The sequence below is a fragment of the Niastella sp. genome (assembly GCF_045805085.1).
Lineage (GTDB): Bacteria > Bacteroidota > Bacteroidia > Chitinophagales > Chitinophagaceae > Niastella.
This window is the reverse complement of record NZ_JBJMLX010000065.1, coordinates 12,030-30,015: the sequence shown is the minus strand read 5'-3', so window position 1 is coordinate 30,015 and position 17,986 is coordinate 12,030. Positions and strand designations below refer to the sequence as shown.

At 45.7% G+C, this 17,986-nt stretch carries 8 protein-coding genes; all 8 read right to left on the bottom strand.

The window, feature by feature from the left end:
• Positions 1-69: 69 nt before the first annotated feature.
• Positions 70-1,500, bottom strand: a complete 1,431-nt coding sequence (locus ACJ751_RS02840; protein ID WP_407743859.1) for an APC family permease — start codon at positions 1,498-1,500, stop codon at positions 70-72.
• A gap of 244 nt (positions 1,501-1,744) precedes the next feature.
• A complete protein-coding gene (locus ACJ751_RS02835) occupies positions 1,745-2,338 on the bottom strand; it encodes an OmpH family outer membrane protein (RefSeq protein ID WP_407743858.1) in 594 nt (197 codons plus the stop codon).
• 140 nt (positions 2,339-2,478) lie between these two features.
• Positions 2,479-6,771, bottom strand: coding sequence for a DNA-directed RNA polymerase subunit beta' (rpoC, locus tag ACJ751_RS02830; RefSeq protein WP_407743857.1), 4,293 nt, complete (start codon positions 6,769-6,771; stop codon positions 2,479-2,481).
• A gap of 103 nt (positions 6,772-6,874) precedes the next feature.
• Positions 6,875-10,678, bottom strand: coding sequence for a DNA-directed RNA polymerase subunit beta (gene rpoB / locus ACJ751_RS02825; RefSeq protein ID WP_407743856.1), 3,804 nt, complete (start codon positions 10,676-10,678; stop codon positions 6,875-6,877).
• 443 nt (positions 10,679-11,121) lie between these two features.
• Positions 11,122-12,678, bottom strand: a complete 1,557-nt coding sequence (locus ACJ751_RS02820; RefSeq protein WP_407743855.1) for a RagB/SusD family nutrient uptake outer membrane protein — start codon at positions 12,676-12,678, stop codon at positions 11,122-11,124.
• A gap of 23 nt (positions 12,679-12,701) precedes the next feature.
• Positions 12,702-15,851, bottom strand: a complete 3,150-nt coding sequence (locus tag ACJ751_RS02815) for a SusC/RagA family TonB-linked outer membrane protein (protein ID WP_407743854.1) — start codon at positions 15,849-15,851, stop codon at positions 12,702-12,704.
• A gap of 555 nt (positions 15,852-16,406) precedes the next feature.
• Positions 16,407-17,441, bottom strand: coding sequence for a LacI family DNA-binding transcriptional regulator (locus ACJ751_RS02810; protein ID WP_407743853.1), 1,035 nt, complete (start codon positions 17,439-17,441; stop codon positions 16,407-16,409).
• A 130-nt stretch (positions 17,442-17,571) separates the two neighbouring features.
• Complete coding sequence (gene rplL, locus ACJ751_RS02805; RefSeq protein ID WP_407743852.1) at positions 17,572-17,946, bottom strand: 50S ribosomal protein L7/L12; 375 nt, start codon at positions 17,944-17,946, stop codon at positions 17,572-17,574.
• Positions 17,947-17,986 lie beyond the last annotated feature (40 nt).

Here is a 17,986-nt window from a genome sequence, read left to right as displayed (position 1 = left end):
ATTTTCAACTGTTCCAGGTTACAAATTTCATGTTACAAGTCCCTGAAATATGCAACCCGGAACCTGTAACTAAGCCTTTTTATTTCGCACTGCAATATAATACAAAGGAACGCCTGATAAAACAATTCCCAGTCCGATACCGGCGTAAAGTGGTTTCATTTGAATAAGGAAAACACTAAATACCAATGCGAGAATGATATAAATAATGGGCAGCACCGGGTAGCCAAAAGCTTTGTAAGGCCGCTCTGCATCCGGACGCTTTTTGCGTAAGATGAAGATGCCTATAATGGTGACGGCATAAAAAAGCACCGCCACAAAAGCGATCATATCCAGCAGATCGCCATAACTGCCGCTCAAACACAGGAGGCCCGCCATAGCAGCCTGGATCCACAAAGCAAATTCAGGGACCGCATTTTTATTTAAAGTACCGGTTTTCTTAAAGAACAGGCCATCTTTTGCCATGGTATAATATACCCGGGCTCCGGCCAGTATCAGTCCGTTGTTACAACCAAAGGTGCTGATCATGATCATCACCGCAATTACATAGGCGCCAATTTCACCAAAAATAGAGGTGGCTGCAGCAACGGCAACCCGCTCCCCTTCCGGATAAGCAATATGGCTTAACGGAAGCACATTCAGGTACATGAGGTTGGCAGTTACATAAATTACCGTAACAATCAGGGTTCCCAAAAACAGGCTTAACCCGATATTTCTTTTTGGGTTCTTTATTTCACCGGCAATAAAGGTTACGTTGTTCCAGCTATCGCTGCTGAAAATTGAGCCTACCATCGCAGCAGCAATGGCCCCAATTAAAGCAGTTCCGCCAATAGGCAGCCATTGACCGTCTTTAATAAAATTTCCGTTGTCATCCTGTTGCAGATGGGTGGCATTCATTCCTGTTTGCCAGTTCTCGCTCCAGAAGCTGTGTTTTACCAGTAAGAATCCTAAAATTATCAACCCGAATAACGACAGCAGTTTAACGGTAGTGAAAGAAGTTTGAATGATCTTGCCGCCCTTTATTCCTTTTGTATTGGTATAGGTAAGAAATACAATAAGCGCAATGGCCAATACCTGTGCGGCTGATATCTTCAGTTTACCAATGGTCAGCAAGATGTTGGTTTCACCCAGCTCAGGTATTAAATAAGCGGTATAGCGGCTAAAGGCAACGGCTACCGCAGCAATGGTAGCGGTTTGTATCACCGCAAAAAAGCTCCAGCCATACAGGAACCCTGCTAACGGATTAAATGCTTCTTTAAGATACACATACTGGCCGCCCGCTTTAGGAAACATACCGCTCAGTTCGCCATAACTTACCGCTGCAGTGATGGTCATAAATCCGGTGATCAGCCATACAGCGATCATCCAGCCGGCGCTGCCTACGTTGCGGGTAATATCCGAGCTAACGATAAAGATACCCGAACCGATCATTGAACCGGCTACCACCATGGTAGCGTCCACTAAACTAAGGGATGGTTTAAATGAAGAAGCGTGTTCTGCCATATTAGGTATATAATAGTAAGAAATCAGATTTTAACCCGCTCAAGATAGGGAAACTAATTCGAATCCTCACCAACCCAAATTTCCACATAATTTACTGATATTGACTGCATAGGCAATAGGAAACGGGCTAGGGATATAAGCCAAAAGCCTAAAGTTTAAAGCAATACAAATTACTTTAAACTTTAGGCTTTCTTCTTTCAGCTTTAGGCCTTCAAACCGGAGCTTGCGGCTTTTAGCCTGGGGCTTATTTTTTCTTATCCTTATACTGCGTGTTCAACCCGTTAATCAAATCACCGGTAATATTATAAGCCGGATCCTTGTAGTAAATAATAAAACCAGGCTCATAAGAAAGTATATAAGCAAACTTCTTGTCCTTATTATAGTCTTTCAAAAACTCCTCTACCTGTTTGCGCAATTCGCTCATGCGGTCAACCTGCAGCTTTTGCATTTCCTGTTCCAGTTCGCCTTTACGTTGCTGGATCTGTTGTTGCAGCAAGCCTACTTCACGCTGGGCGCTTTCCATTTCAGGCTGGGTAATATTATTGCCTTTTTCCTGCCATTTACGAACAGTGCGTTGGTACTTGTTCGTTAAATCGTTCAATTCAGCATTCATGGCATTTTCTTTCTTCTTCATGTCGCCGGAAACATCTTTGAAATACTCATAGTGTTCCTGCAGGGAATCAATATCAAAGTAAGCTACGGCAAAGCTGGTGGCAGCATTATTATCATTTTTTACGGCTACTTTTTTCTGTTGATTTCCTTTCGCAAACTGGAAGTAAAAAAGAACACCAATGAGAACAAGAGCAATAATGGATAATAAAGTAGAAATATTTTTCATGAACGCCTTTTTTGCAAGATATAAATCTGGTTGTAAAGAGAATTGTTAAAACTTTTAACAATGGGTTAACGGCTAATAAAAAAGTAGGAAGTGTTTAGCTTCCTACTTTGTTTTTATAATCAATGAATTATTGATCGTGATTACTCTTCATCATCAAAGCTCATCGCTTCGCGGGTGGTTTGCAGCAATTCATATTCTTCCTTGCTACCAACGATCATGTTCTCAAAGTCACGCAAACCAGTACCTGCTGGTATCGGATGACCTGTGATCACATTCTCTTTCAGACCAAGCATATCGTCGGTTTTACCTTGTATGGCAGCCGATGACAATACTTTGGTTGTTTCCTGGAACGATGCAGCTGAGATCCAGCTTTGCGTACCCAGTGAAGCTTTGGTGATACCCAGCAACACAGGATGTGAAGTGGCCGGTTCGGCATCGCGGAATTCAACCAGCTTTTTGTCTGTACGACGCAGCAGCGAGTTTTCTTCGCGAATTTCACGCAGGCTAACGATCTGACCAGCTTTCAACCGGGCGCTTTCACCTGGTTCAGAGATAACTTTCTTATCAAAGATCCAGTCGTTTTCCTCGTTGAATTCAAAACGGTCAACCAGGTCTTCTTCGAGGAAGCGGGTGTCGCCCGGATCCACGATCTCAACCTTTTTCATCATCTGGCGAACGATCACCTCAATGTGTTTATCGTTGATCTTCACACCTTGCAAACGATAAACTTCCTGAATTTCATTCACCACATACTCCTGTACAGCAAACGGACCTTTAATAGCCAGGATATCGCTTGGTGAAACCTGTCCGTCAGACAGTGGCGAACCGGCTTTGTTAAAGTCACCATCCTGTACCAGGATCTGGCGGGTCAATGGCACCAGGTATTTCTTGATAACACCATCTTTCGCTTCCACGACGATCTCGCGGTTACCACGTTTGATGGCGCCGAAGGCTACCACACCGTCGATTTCGCAAACGACGGCAGGGTTACCCGGGTTACGTGCTTCAAACAACTCAGTTACACGAGGCAGACCCCCTGTGATGTCGCGTTGCATCCGCAGCGTACGAGGTATTTTCACCAACACCTGACCGGCTTTCACACCTTCGGCTTCATCAACCACAATGTGTGAGCCTACCGGCAGGTTGTATTGCTTTACATCCTTGCCTTCAATGATCAGGGTAGGTATCTTGGTTTTATCTTTTGTTTCAATTACCACTTTTTCGCGGTGACCGGTTTGTTCATCGGCCTCTTCGCGGTAAGTGATACCTTCAATTACATTATCGAATTTCACCTGACCTACGATCTCAGCAACGATTACGTTGTTGAACGGATCCCAGGTACAAAGGGTATCGCCTTTTTTCACATTCTGACCGTCTTTCACGAACAGGGTTGAACCGTAAGGCACGTTCACTACATTGAGTAAGCGATCGTTCTTCAGATCCACGTTACGGATTTCACCGGTACGACCGATTACTATCTGAATTGGATCACCTTCATTGTTAACCGAAGTTACAGTACGCAAACCGTCGAACTGAATAGTTCCATCGAATTTGGCAGTGAGTGAAGACTCAACTGAAGCAGATCCGGCAACACCACCCACGTGGAAGGTACGCAGGGTCAACTGTGTACCAGGCTCACCGATCGACTGGGCAGCAATGATACCAACGGCATCACCCTTCTGCGCCCGGTTACCTGTGGCCAGGTTCTTACCATAACATTTAACGCACACGCCACGTTTGCTTTCGCAGGTCAGTACAGAACGGATCTCAACGGTATCGATACCGGCTTCTTCAATTTGTTTGCCGATCTCTTCATTGATCTCCTGTCCGGCGCCAACGATCAGTTTATCGTTTAGCGGGCTGTATACGTTGTGGAGTGACGTACGGCCAATGATACGATCGTACAGTGGCTCTACTATCTCCTCGTTATCTTTCAGTGCGCTGGTGGCAATACCACGCAACGTACCGCAATCTTCTTCTGTAATTACCACGTCCTGTGCTACGTCAACCAAACGACGGGTCAGGTAACCGGCATCCGCTGTTTTCAGGGCGGTATCGGCCAAACCTTTACGGGCACCGTGCGTAGAGATGAAGTAATCCAATACGTTCAGTCCGCCTTTGAAGTTAGAGAGGATCGGGTTTTCGATGATCTCACTTCCGCTTGAACCTGACTTTCTGGGTTTTGCCATCAGACCTCTGATACCGCACAGCTGTTTGATCTGCTGTTTACTACCGCGGGCTCCGGAGTCAAGCATCATGTACACAGAGTTGAAGCCCTGTTTATCGGTGCTGAGCTCACGGATCAACGTTTCGGTAATGCGGGTATCCACACGTGACCAGATGTCTACGATCTGGTTATACCGTTCGTTGTTGGTGATAAGACCCATGTTATAGTTATCCCATACTTCGTCTACTTCGCCTTTGGCCTGGTCGAGCACATCGCCTTTGATAGACGGGATGATGAGGTCATTGATACTGAATGACAGACCACCTCTGAAGGCCGTACGGAAACCAAGTTGTTTGATATCATCGAGGAACTTGGCCGTTTTAGGCACGTTGGTGATGGTAATGATGTCACCGATGATCTCGCGCAAGCTCTTTTTGGTGAGCAGTGCGTTGATGTAACCCACTTCTTTCGGAACGAATTCGTTGAAGATTACCCGACCTACTGTAGTTTCAGTCAGCTTTTTCACGATAGCGCCGTCGTTGTTACGAACATGCACTTTCACTTTAATGTGAGCGTGCAGGTCAATGCGATTTTCGTTGTAAGCGATGATAACTTCTTCGGTGCTGTAGAAGGCTTTGCCTTCACCGCGGATCTTTTCGGTTTCAGTTGATTTTTTACCCTTGGTAATGTAGTACAGACCAAGTACCATGTCCTGTGAAGGCAGGGTCATTGGCGCACCATTCTGCGGGTTCAAAATGTTATGTGAAGAAAGCATCAACAGCTGGGCTTCCAGAACGGCCGCGTTGCTCAAAGGCACGTGAACCGCCATCTGGTCACCGTCAAAGTCAGCGTTGAACGCCGAACACACCAACGGGTGCAGTTGGATCGCTTTACCTTCAATCAGTTTAGGCTGGAAAGCCTGGATTGACAAACGGTGGAGCGTTGGGGCGCGGTTTAACATAACCGGGTGACCCTTCAGGATATTTTCAAGGATATCCCAAACCACCGCTTCTTTTCTATCAACCAGCTTACGAGCCGATTTTACCGTTTTAACGATACCTCTTTCAATCAGTTTACGAATGATGAACGGTTTGAACAATTCAGCCGCCATATCTTTCGGTAAACCGCATTCGTGCAGTTTCAATTCAGGACCTACCACGATTACAGAACGACCGGAGTAGTCAACACGTTTACCTAACAGGTTCTGACGGAAACGTCCCTGTTTACCTTTCAGCACATCCGACAGTGATTTCAATGCGCGACCACCTTCGGCTTTTACTGCGTTTGATTTACGTGAGTTATCGAACAGAGAGTCAACCGCCTCCTGAAGCATACGTTTTTCGTTACGTAAGATCACCTCAGGTGCTTTGATCTCCAACAATCTTTTCAACCGGTTATTACGAATAATTACCCGGCGATACAGATCGTTCAGATCGGATGAAGCGAAACGACCACCATCCAGGGGAACTAACGGACGCAGTTCTGGCGGAATAACCGGAATATATTGCATTACCATCCACTCAGGGCGGTTGGTGATGCGGCTATTTGCTTCGCGGAATGATTCTACCACGCTCAAACGCTTCAAGGCATCGGCTTTACGTTGCTGTGAAGTTTCGGTAGCGGCGGCATTACGCAGGTCAAACGACAAGGTGTCCAGTTCAATTCTTTGCAGCAGATCGTGTACCGCTTCGGCACCCATCTTCGCAATGAATTTTTGTGGATCATCATCAGGCAGGTACTGGTTCTCCTTAGGCAGGTTCTCCAGTATTTCCAGGTATTCTTCTTCAGTTAACAGATCGCCTGACTTCAGGCTGCGATCTTCGCGGATACCCGGTTGAATTACTACAAAACGCTCGTAGTAAACGATGCTCTCCAGTTTTTTGGAGCTAACACCCAACAGGTAACCGATTTTATTAGGTAAGCTTTTGAAATACCAGATGTGTACTACAGGAACCACCAGTTTAATGTGGCCCATGCGCTCACGACGTACTTTCTTTTCAGTTACTTCAACCCCGCAACGGTCGCACACGATCCCTTTATAACGGATACGCTTGTACTTTCCGCACGCGCACTCATAATCTTTTACCGGTCCGAAAATACGTTCGCAGAATAAACCATCACGCTCGGGTTTGTACGTACGATAGTTAATGGTTTCAGGTTTCAACACCTCACCGTAGCTGCGTTCCAAAATGGAATCCGGTGAAGCCAGCCCGATAGTGATCTTAGAAAATGTGGCTCTGGGACGATTATCTTTTTTAATAGCCATATTTCGTATTTCTTGTTTCTAGTTTTTGATTCTTGTACCAGCGACAGTAACCCTTTTCAACTTCCGTTGCGTCGCACCCTTCAACGTTCAGTTCGCTACTCTACTATTCGAATTTCAGGTCAAGACCCAAACCTCTCAGTTCATGCACCAATACATTGAACGATTCAGGAATACCGGCTCTTGGAATATTATCACCCTTAACAATTGCCTCATAGGTTTTTGCACGGCCGATAATATCATCCGATTTAAGCGTAAGCAATTCCTGCAGGATGTTCGAAGCACCATATGCTTCAAGCGCCCACACCTCCATTTCACCAAAACGCTGACCACCGAACTGAGCTTTACCACCCAAAGGCTGTTGTGTGATAAGACTGTAGGGTCCGATTGAACGGGCGTGCATCTTATCATCAACCATGTGGTGCAGTTTAATCATATAAATAACACCCACGGTAGCTTTCTGGTGAAAGCGGTCACCGGTTTCACCATCATACAGGTGCGTATGGCCGTAGCTTGGTAAACCTGCATTATCGATGTTTTGAGCAATTTCGTCGGTAGTAGCACCATCGAAGATCGGTGTAGCGAACTTCACACCCAGTTTCAAACCGGCCCAGCCTAATACAGTTTCATAGATCTGGCCCAGGTTCATACGGGAAGGTACCCCCAACGGGTTCAACACAATGTCAACAGGAGTTCCGTCTTCCAGGAACGGCATGTCTTCAGCACGCACGATCTTGGCAACGATACCTTTGTTACCGTGGCGACCGGCCATTTTATCACCCACTTTCAGCTTACGCTTAACAGCCAGGTATACTTTAGCCAGTTTCAACACACCGGCAGGTAATTCATCCCCTATTGAAATGTTGAATTTCTCTCTCTTATATCTACCCAGTTCTTCGTTGTACTTGATGTTGTAGTTGTGCAACAGGGTATTGATGGCATCATCGATTGACGCGTCACCAGTCCAGCCCAGCGGGTTTACGTTTTGATAGTCGATAGAACCCAGGTTCTTTGGATTGAATTTGGCGCCTTTACCGATCTGCACTTCACCGAAGTTGTTGTTTACACCGGCAGAAGCTTTGTCTTTCAACAGCGTTTGCAGTTTATTCAACAATTCTTCTTTCAGGTCTTCTTCGTTTTTCTCGTGCACTTTTTCCAGCTTTTCCAGAGCAGCCTTCTCACGGATCTTCGCGTTCTTGTCTTTTTTGGCGCGTTGGAACAGCTTTTTACCGATCACAACACCTTCTACCCCGTTTGGCGCTTTCAAAGAAGCGTCTTTGGCATCACCGGCTTTATCACCGAAGATGGCGCGTAACAGTTTTTCTTCCGGTGTAGGATCGCTTTCTCCCTTTGGAGTGATCTTACCGATCAGGATATCGCCCTCTTTAATGGCGGCACCTAAACGAATGATACCATTTTCATCCAGGTCTTTGGTAGCTTCTTCCGATACGTTTGGAATATCTGGTGTCAGCTCTTCTTCACCCAGTTTGGTATCACGTACTTCCAGTTCATATTCAGAAATGTGAATAGAAGTGAACAGGTCTTCCTTGGCTACTCTTTCGCTGATTACGATGGCATCCTCGAAGTTGTATCCTTTCCATGGCATGAACGCCACTTTCAGGTTACGGCCTAAAGCCAGTTCTCCACCCTGTACCGCATAACCTTCAGTAAGGAAGTCGCCTTTTTTCATGCGTTGTCCTTTTCTAACCGCAGGTTTGTGGTTGATACAGGTTTCCTGGTTGGTTTTTATGAATTTGGTCAGTTTGTAAACTTTCAGGTCATCTTCAAAGCTCACCAAACGGTCAGCTTCGGTACGGTCGTAGCGAACATGAATTTCACTACCATCAACGTACTCTACCACACCTTCGCCTTCAGACAGGATCTGTACACGGGCATCGCGGGCAGCTTTACCTTCCAAACCTGTACCCACGATCGGGCTTTCAGGACGGATCAGCGGTACAGCCTGACGTTGCATGTTCGATCCCATCAGCGCACGGTTGGCGTCATCATGCTCAAGGAAGGGGATCAGCGAAGCACTCAAACCAACGATCTGGTTAGGCGCCACGTCCATGAATTCCACCTCATTCTGATCGAGGATCGGGAAGTCACCGGTTTGACGGGAAGTGATCTTTTCTTCTACGAAGTGACCTTTCTCATCGAGCGGCGAACTTGCCTGGGCGATCTTGGCATTATCTTCTTCCTCAGCACTCAGGAAGGTGAGCTTTTTCAGGTCAACCTTTCCGGCTTCTACTTTATGGTATGGCGTTTCAATGAAGCCCATTTCGTTGATCTTCGCGTGTACGCAAAGCGTAGAGATCAAACCGATGTTCGGACCTTCTGGTGTTTCAATGGTACACAAACGACCGTAGTGGCTGTAGTGTACGTCACGAACCTCGAAACCGGCTCTTTCACGGCTCAAACCACCGGGTCCGAGTGCGGAGATACGACGCTTGTGCGTGATCTCACTCAGCGGGTTGGTTTGATCGAGGAACTGCGACAACTGAGAGGTACCAAAGAAGGAGTTGATCACTGATGACAACGTTCTGGCGTTGATCAGGTCAACCGGGGTGAACACCTCATTATCACGTACGTTCATACGTTCGCGGATGGTACGGGCCATACGGGCCAAACCAACACCGAACTGAGCATATAACTGCTCACCTACGGTACGTACACGACGGTTGCTCAGGTGATCGATGTCATCGATTTCCGCTTTACCATTGGTTAAACGAACCAGGTATTTAATGATCTCGATGATATCTTCTTTTGTTAAGGTCTTCTGATCGAGCGGCTGATTCAACAACAGCTTGCGGTTGATCTTGTAGCGACCTACTTCCCCTAAATCGTAACGCTTGTCGCTGAAGAACAATTTATCAATGATACCGCGGGCTGTTTCATCATCCGGCGCATCGGCTCCGCGCAATTGGCGGTAGATGTGCTGAACGGCTTCCAGCTCACTGTTTGAAGTATCTTTATTGAGGGTGTTATAGATGATAGCGTAGTCACCACCTACATCTTCTTTTTGCACGAATACGCTCTTCGCGTCCATATCGGCGATCATATCTACTGCTTCTTCATCCAGCACGGTATCGCGCTCCAGCACTACCTCGTTTCTTTCAATAGACACAACCTCACCGGTATCTTCGTCTACGAAATCTTCAACCCATGTTCTTAATACACGGGCAGCCAGGCGTTTGCCCAGGTATTTCTGCAGTGATTTTCTATCGCTTTTCACTTCATCGGCCATGCCGAACAGTTCCAGGATGTCTTTATCAGTTTCGTAACCGATTGAACGCAACAACGTGGTAACCGGGAATTTCTTCTTACGGTCGATGTACGCATACATTACGTTGTTGATATCGGTAGCGAACTCCATCCACGCACCTTTGAAAGGAATTACGCGGGCAGAATAGATCTTGGTACCGTTGGGGTGAATGGACTGACCGAAGAATACACCAGGTGAACGGTGTAATTGAGAAACCACCACGCGCTCAGCTCCGTTTATCACGAAGGTACCGCGGGGGGTCATATAAGGAATGTTCCCCAGGAACACATCCTGAACGATGGTCTGGAAGTCAACGTGCTCTTCGTCATTACAACTGAGCCTCAGTTTTGCTTTCAGGGGAACAGCATATGTTAATCCACGCTCCATACACTCTTCAATGGTGTAGCGGGGCGGGTCTATGAAATAGTCCAAAAACTCCAACACGAATATGTTTCGTGTATCAGTAATGGGGAAGTTTTCCTTGAACACTTTAAACAACCCTTCAATGTTACGCTTATCGGGCGTAGTTTCTAACTGGAAAAACTCTTTGAAGGATTGAATTTGTACTTCTAGTAAGTCAGGAGCCTCAGAAAGGTTTTTAATTTTCCCGAAGTTGACCCTTGTTGACAGTTTTGTTGAAGACATATTGCTTAAAACCGGTTTTTAAATTGTTCGAACGACAAAACATCTATAGACAAAAAAAATTTTCCTTGAGAATTTTACTCCTTTTTCGTTCTGGTTGAACTGTAAAGGTTAAACTCCCAAAGAATTATAAAAGAGGCAGTTATGTTAAATTGGCCATGTAGCAACGTACCTCTGCTAATTAGCTTTTGTGAAAAATGGAGGGCAAAGGTAAGAAATATACCTGAACGGACAATAATTTATTCACATTATCCTGCCGCCACTCCTGTAATTTTTTTCTCGGTTGTAACACATTGAAAAATAAAGCGATAGTTGTGCTTCATGTTTTCAATTTACGTACTTCTTCCCATTTTACCAAAACGCACTGCCCTCTACCCTAAAAAACAAGCCGCAAAGCGGGGCGGCTTTGCGGCTTGTTATATGTTTCCTTACTATACTATTAAGGTTTATACACCGGGGTAGCCGTCGTTTTGAGGCCTCAGATTAGGATTGTTTTGCATTTCAATAGTTGGCAACGGAAACAACAAATGTTTGGCTGACAGCGTAGCGCCACTTTCAGGTAATTTATGGCCCACAAAGTCTTCAAAAGTGTTGCTGCTTTCCTTGTATGCTTTTTTCAGCCGCACCATATCAAACCAGGTTACTCCTTCATAACACAGCTCATGCCAGCGTTCTTTCCAAACAGCTTCTCTGAACGTAGCCTGGGTATAAGTTCCCAGGGTTCCCGTTATCAGGCCGGCCCGGTCGCGGATTTGTTTTAGGGCATCCACAGCAGCCTGGTTTACACCGGCATCAGTTTCATTCTGCGCCTCGGCATAGGTAAGCAATACCTGTGCATACCGGATGTTCATCCAGTTCAATCCGCTGTTGGCGGTTCCCTTAACACCTTCTATGCCGATTGCAAGGGAATCAAAATGCTTATATATATAAGGGGCTCCCAACTGTTTCAAAGTCTTATAACCCTCATCATAATAAGAGGTATAAAAGAAACCCTTCCGGTCTTCAGTTCTCTTGTCACCCGGTTCAAATGAATTAAAGAATTGCGTTGTAGGGGTAGTGGAACCTACTTCAGTGCCATAAGCTGAAATTTCTTTAAAGTTGGGTAACAATAAAGCCTGGTTTCCATTGTTGGCAACCCCTGCCAGGAATTGAATTTCAAAGATCTGCTCAGTCTTGTTTTCCTCTCTCTCATCGTGCAACCTGTTATAGTTGTCAAACAGTTTAAACTGGCCACTGGTAATTACCTCATTTGCTTTATCGGCCGCCAGTTTATAATATTCTTTTCCCTTATTCATCGGATACCCGGCCATGGTTAAATACACTTCAGCCAACAGCGATTTTACAGCGCCCAGCGAAGCACGCCCGCCGCCATCGGTCCAGGGCAGTCCTGAAGCTTCCGCATTCTTCAGATCGGTTACAATCTGCAGGTAAACCGAATCTTTTGTCGTACGGCCGGCATACGTCATAGGGTCCTGTACTTTTAAAATAGACGTTGTAAGCAAAGGCACATCCCCATACAGGCGTACCAGGTAAAAATAGGACCACGCCCGTAAAAACTGCGCTTCGCCCAATACCTTTTTCTTTGGCGCATCGTCCATTTTTATGGCAGGCACCCTGTCCAAAACCAGGTTGGTTTGGGCAATTACCTGGTACAGGCTGGTCCACCAGTTAAGCACGAACACATTGTCGCCGTTATAGCTAAGACCTAACAGATTGTTCAGGTCAGTATTTTGCCCCGTTTCGGTTTTGGCCGTACCGGTAGGCATTTCGAGCATGGAGAAATTATTGGCAAATATGCCGGCGCCACCGGCAAAGAACCGGGTTCTGTCGTACGCTGCGGCAATGGCAGCATCAGCGTGACCGGGCAGCGTATAGTAATTGTCAGGCGCCAGGTTCGTTGGATCATTATCCTGGTCAACCAGCCATTTTTTACAGCCAGTGGCTGTCATTACCAAGGCACCTATCAGTAGAATATATAGCGAATTTATCTTGCAGCGTTTCATATGAGCTTGTTTAATGTTAATTATTACAATCCAACATTTATACCCAGGCTATAGGTAGTTGGCTTGGGATAATCAAAGAAGGTTTGGCCCTGTGCAAAGGCGTTACTGTAAGTGGTTACCTCCGGATCGTTACCCGAGAACTTTGTTTTCAGGAAGAAGTTCTGCACAGAAGCGGTTACCCGCAGCTTGCTTAACTTCCAGCGCTCAAACAACCTGGCAGGTACATTATAGCCCAATAACAAATTCTTTCCGCGAAGAAAAGAACCATCTTCCACCCAGCGGCTATCCACATTGGTTACATAACCGGCCCGGGTATCACGAATGGTAGCGATCATGGTATTGTGGTCATTCTTACCAGCCTGATAATAATCCAGCACAGAACTGAAGCTGTTGGCAATACCTGTTCTGTCTTCACCGGAGTGGTGCGTTTGGTTCAGGATATCGTTTCCATACATGAAAGCAAGTTCAATAAGCAGATCGAAATTCTTATAGCTGAAATCATTGCTGAAAGAACCCCAGCCCTTGGGATTACCATTACCAATGATCACCCTGTCGAGATCATTTATTGCATAATCCCCGTTTATATCACGGTATTTTAAATCGCCCGGTAAAATGGTTTTACCAGCGCGATAGCTGGTATACTTCGCAGCCTCTGCCCTTTCAGATTCTGTCCATACACCCTCCCGTATCAGGCCCCAGAAGGAACCAACTGGTTTACCAACCTGGATGATACCGGTGTTTGATAAAAAGTTCGGATTGCCCGAGAAGATGGGTGCAGGCGTGGCCAGGGAAAGCACTTTATTTCTGTTAAAGGAAATATTAAAGGTCGTGTTCCAGGAGAAGTCCTGCGTTTTGATATTGACTGTTTTCAAACCAAACTCAAGCCCCTTATTCTCCATGCTGCCTACATTCCTGAAATAAGAAGCATAACCGGTTGATCTTGGTATGGGCGCATCCAGCAGCATGTCGGTTGTTTTGCGATAGTAAGCATCAAATTCCAGGTTGATCCTGTTCTCCAACAACCCCAATTCAACACCAACATCTGTTTGGGCCGTTTTTTCCCATTTCAGATCAGGGTTGCCCAACCTGCCTGTACCAACACCTGAGAATCGGGCGTTGTTAATAATGCCCGTATAAGATCCCAGTAAGGCGTCTGATGAATAGGGCGCAATTTCTGAGTTACCAGTTAAACCGGTGCTTACACGCAGTTTAAGATGGGAAATGGTTTTGTTGTTTTTAAGAAAATCTTCGTTGCTGGCATTCCAGGCTACACCTGCCGAAGGGAAAAATGCGTACTTATGGTTGTCACCGAATTTTGAACTTCCATCAATACGACCCGTTACCGTAACCATGTATTTTTGCTTGTAGCCATAATTCACGCGACCAAAGTAAGAATTGAAAGCAAAATTGCTTTTGCCTGAACTGGATGCATTCTGCACACTCCCCTGGCCCAGGTTATTATACTGGAAAAAGTCGGTCGAAAAATTCTCGGCGCTGGAGTTATTGGAAACATAATTTGTTCCCTGCCAGGAAAGCCCCACTAAGCCAGACACGGTATGATCTTCGTGAAAAGTTTTGTTGTAGTTCAGGAATGTTTCAGACGACCAGTATATTTCACGGTTATCAAAAATACTGGCGGTACCCTTTTGGTCCATGGAGATATTGGAAAGCCCCCGGCCACTGAACTGGTTTTCCTGTCTTTGTATAACACTCACTCCCACCTGGCTTTTGATATCGAAACCATTGCCGAGTATAAGGTTTATATAAGAATGCCCAAGCATGTTCTGCACATTCACAATATATTTTCTGTCGGTCATAATGTGAACCGGGTTGCTACCACCTTCGGCGCCTGGGTACAGGTAATTATCGCCCCAGGTTCCATCATCAAATTTGACGGGCAAAAAGGGGAATGATTCTGTGATCATGCGCACAGAGTTCAACCCGCCGGTACCCTGGTCTACCAGGTTTTCTTCCTGGTTATTATAGCTTATACTACCGCCCATTCTCAACCATTCTTTCGGTTTCAGGTCCAATACAAACCGCGCTGCATACCGTTTCAGATAAGAATTAAGCAGTAGGCCATTATCATCGCGATAGTTCAGGAACAATCCATATAAATTGTTGTCGCTTCCGCCAGTAACACCTATCTGATGGTTCTGTGAAAGCTTATGTTGTAAAGATTCTTTCAGCCAGTCGGTATTATACAAAGGCTTACCATTGGCATCAAACATGTTGGGCAGGCTCAACCTCTTTACCCTTGGATCTACAGCTTGAGAATAGGTTCCGGCCGCCCATCCGTCCGGGTCATATACTTTTATATTATCATAGGCCAGATCTTCGAGATCGAGGTACTGTTGGGCATTCAGCATGTGCACTCTTTTTGGACCAATGGTTGGTACACTGTAATTACCATCATAAGTAATTCTTGCCGGTCCGTTGGTGCCACGTTTAGTGGTAATAAGCACTACGCCGTTGGCGCCGCGGGCGCCGTAAATGGCAGTTCCCGACGCGTCCTTCAGTACTTCTACCGAAGCAATATCATTCGGGTTAATGTAATCAATAGAATTACTGTTCAGGGTCTGGTTGCCGATGGGTATATACACCCCATCCACAACATACAACGGGTTGTTTGATGAGTTGATGGAACTGAAGCCGCGGATGCGGATCATGGTTTGACCGCCGGGGCGACCTGAGTTGGTAGTTACCTGAACACCCGCAATACGACCTGATAATGCTTCGTTCACCGAAGCTGCCGGCCGCTCCTGCAGTTGGGAGGCTTTTACCGAACCAACCGAACCCGTAAGGTCTTTTTTCCTGGCGGTACCATAACCGATCACCACCACTTCGCTCATTGAGCCTTTACTTAACTGCAATTGAACATCGAGGGTTTCCTGCTCTCCTACCTTAATCTGAAAGCCTTCATAACCCGTGTGGGTAAACGTAAGCGTGGTGCCGGGCACAACACTGATACTGAAACTACCATTTATATCGGTAGTTGCTCCGGTGTTTTGACCTTTTACCTGTACCGATACACCGGGCAGTGGTGTACCGTCTTTTGCATCGGTCACTTTACCGCTGATTAGGCGGTTTTGTGAAAACGTTAAGGTTGAAATTAATAGTGCGAGGAAACTTAGCAGACATAGCCGCCCGATAAAATAAAACTGCTTTTTCATACGCATGCTTTGGTTATTAAATAATTACTATATCGTTGTAGCTAATTGAGCAAAAACGCTGAAGTTTTTAAGTGAAAGTGTAAATACGCAAGCACACATCAGGAATAGACCAACTCCTGTGTTATCATACCAAGGAACCAAAAAGGGGTATACTTAGGTAGGGAATGCATAATGCAATTGCCGTTACCTGAAAGAATGATGCACTAATTTAGGGGCAGATTATAAAAGGACAGCCTTAACTACTGGCTGCTTTTGTATCGTTCAAACAAAAACAATGATGGTAATGGAATTTCTGTAGGCGCATATGACAATTCGTTTTTGCAAATTAAAATTAGTGATTCTAAAACGTTTTTGCAAAATATTTATCAAGCCTACCGGTTAATTTTTTGCAGGCAGGAAACTGCATATCCAATAATAATATGCAATGCTTGGCATAAGCCAATTACGACCTACATCGTGCAGGAACTTGTGTGGAAGAATTTAAAGTAAACAGGCTGTTTTGGTAATTAAAGACGCAAAACTTTGCAGGCATCTTGCTGGCCTGTCACTGAACATTTATTTTACTTTCTGTACATATTCTGTAGTACCACGTATTACCAGGCCTGGAGAGATCTCGATCTTGGTTTCTCCGGAAGCGTTATTGCCCTTTCCCATCTGCTCCATCAGCAACTCCAGGGCAGTTTTGGCAATTTCTTCAGCCGGCTGCTGAATGCAGGTAATGCCGGGCGGATACAAACGGAATACATCATGGTCATCAAAACAGATCATGGCCAGGTCATCGGGCAGTTTTAAACCCAGGCGGTGAATGCCTTCCAGCCCCAGCAAACCCAGGTAGTTGGTAGCAAAGAACACGGCTTCCAGTTCAGGTGTGTTCTTGATAAAATCAGTCACCTGTTGTATGCCTTTCTCTTTTTCTTCTTCGTATTTCAGGGTCAGCACCAGGTTATCGGCTTCCAGCCCTTCATTATGCATGGTATCGTGGTAGGCTTTTAACCGCTCTTCCATTTGCACCAGGTTCAGGTCAACGGTCACAAATCCAATACGGCGATAGCCTTTTTCAATCAGGTGGGCCATGCCTTTCTTTACCCCTTCGTAGTTATTAACGAGCACGTGGGGCACATCTATTCCGGGAAAATAGCTGTCCATCAGTACAACAGGTTTATTGTCGGCGATCAGCTCGTTAATATCCTGTTCCATACCCGGGGTGGGTGTAATAATGTAGCCATCCACCTGGCGTTGCGCCAGCATACCTATCAGTTCCTTACCCTTCTGCAGCTTATTTTCGGTACTTGTGTACACTATCTTATAGCCAAAGCGGGCGGCTTCCTCTTCAATGATCCGCGAAAGCGAAGCAAAAAAGTTACCCGAAATGGATTCAACGATCAGTCCTAAAATTTGTGATTTTCCGGTTCTTAGGCTTACCGCCACCGGGTTGGGGTGGTATCCTTCCTTTTTAGCCACCTCCATGATCTTACTGGCAAGCGTTTCACTGATGCGCATTTGTTTAGCCTTGCCATTCAGGACAAACGATACAGTTGAAGGCGACACATCGGCTATGCGAGCTATATCTTTGAGGGAGACCCGTTTCATATTTGATTATATGTTATATAAAGGAGACTACTAAACTATGAAAATAAAACTTACGAAAATGGTTTTCCCCCATATAATAAAAAAACCCCGGTGTAAACACCGGGGCTCGTATAGCTAGTTGGAAGTTTAATTACTTAACTTCTACTTCAGCGCCAGCTTCTTTCAGCTTAGCAACCAGAGCGTCAGCATCAGCTTTGCTGATACCTTCTTTAACTGGTTTTGGAGCGCCATCAACTAAGTCTTTAGCTTCTTTCAGGCCAAGACCAGTTAATTCTTTAACTACTTTAACTACGTTCAGTTTGTTAGGGCCACCGTTTTTCAGGATAACGTCGAAAGCAGTTTTTTCTTCTGCAGCAGCAGCAGCGGGACCAGCAGGACCAGCGATAGCTACAGCAGCAGCTGCAGGCTCGATGCCATACTCTTCTTTCAGGATCTTTGCTAACTCGTTAACTTCTTTAACAGTCAGGCTTACTAACTGTTCTGCGAATGCTTTTAAATCTGCCATTGTTGTAAATTTTTCCCGCCTTCAATGCCTGTGCTCCGGC

Coding starts and splice junctions, on each gene's coding strand:
- ACJ751_RS02835 (WP_407743858.1), bottom strand. CDS start 2,338: ATGAAAAATATTTCTACTTTATTATCCATTATTGCTCTTGTTCTCATT.
- ACJ751_RS02820 (WP_407743855.1), bottom strand. CDS start 12,678: ATGAAACGCTGCAAGATAAATTCGCTATATATTCTACTGATAGGTGCC.
- rpoB (WP_407743856.1), bottom strand. CDS start 10,678: ATGTCTTCAACAAAACTGTCAACAAGGGTCAACTTCGGGAAAATTAAA.
- ACJ751_RS02810 (WP_407743853.1), bottom strand. CDS start 17,441: ATGAAACGGGTCTCCCTCAAAGATATAGCTCGCATAGCCGATGTGTCG.
- rplL (WP_407743852.1), bottom strand. CDS start 17,946: ATGGCAGATTTAAAAGCATTCGCAGAACAGTTAGTAAGCCTGACTGTT.
- ACJ751_RS02815 (WP_407743854.1), bottom strand. CDS start 15,851: ATGAAAAAGCAGTTTTATTTTATCGGGCGGCTATGTCTGCTAAGTTTC.
- rpoC (WP_407743857.1), bottom strand. CDS start 6,771: ATGGCTATTAAAAAAGATAATCGTCCCAGAGCCACATTTTCTAAGATC.
- ACJ751_RS02840 (WP_407743859.1), bottom strand. CDS start 1,500: ATGGCAGAACACGCTTCTTCATTTAAACCATCCCTTAGTTTAGTGGAC.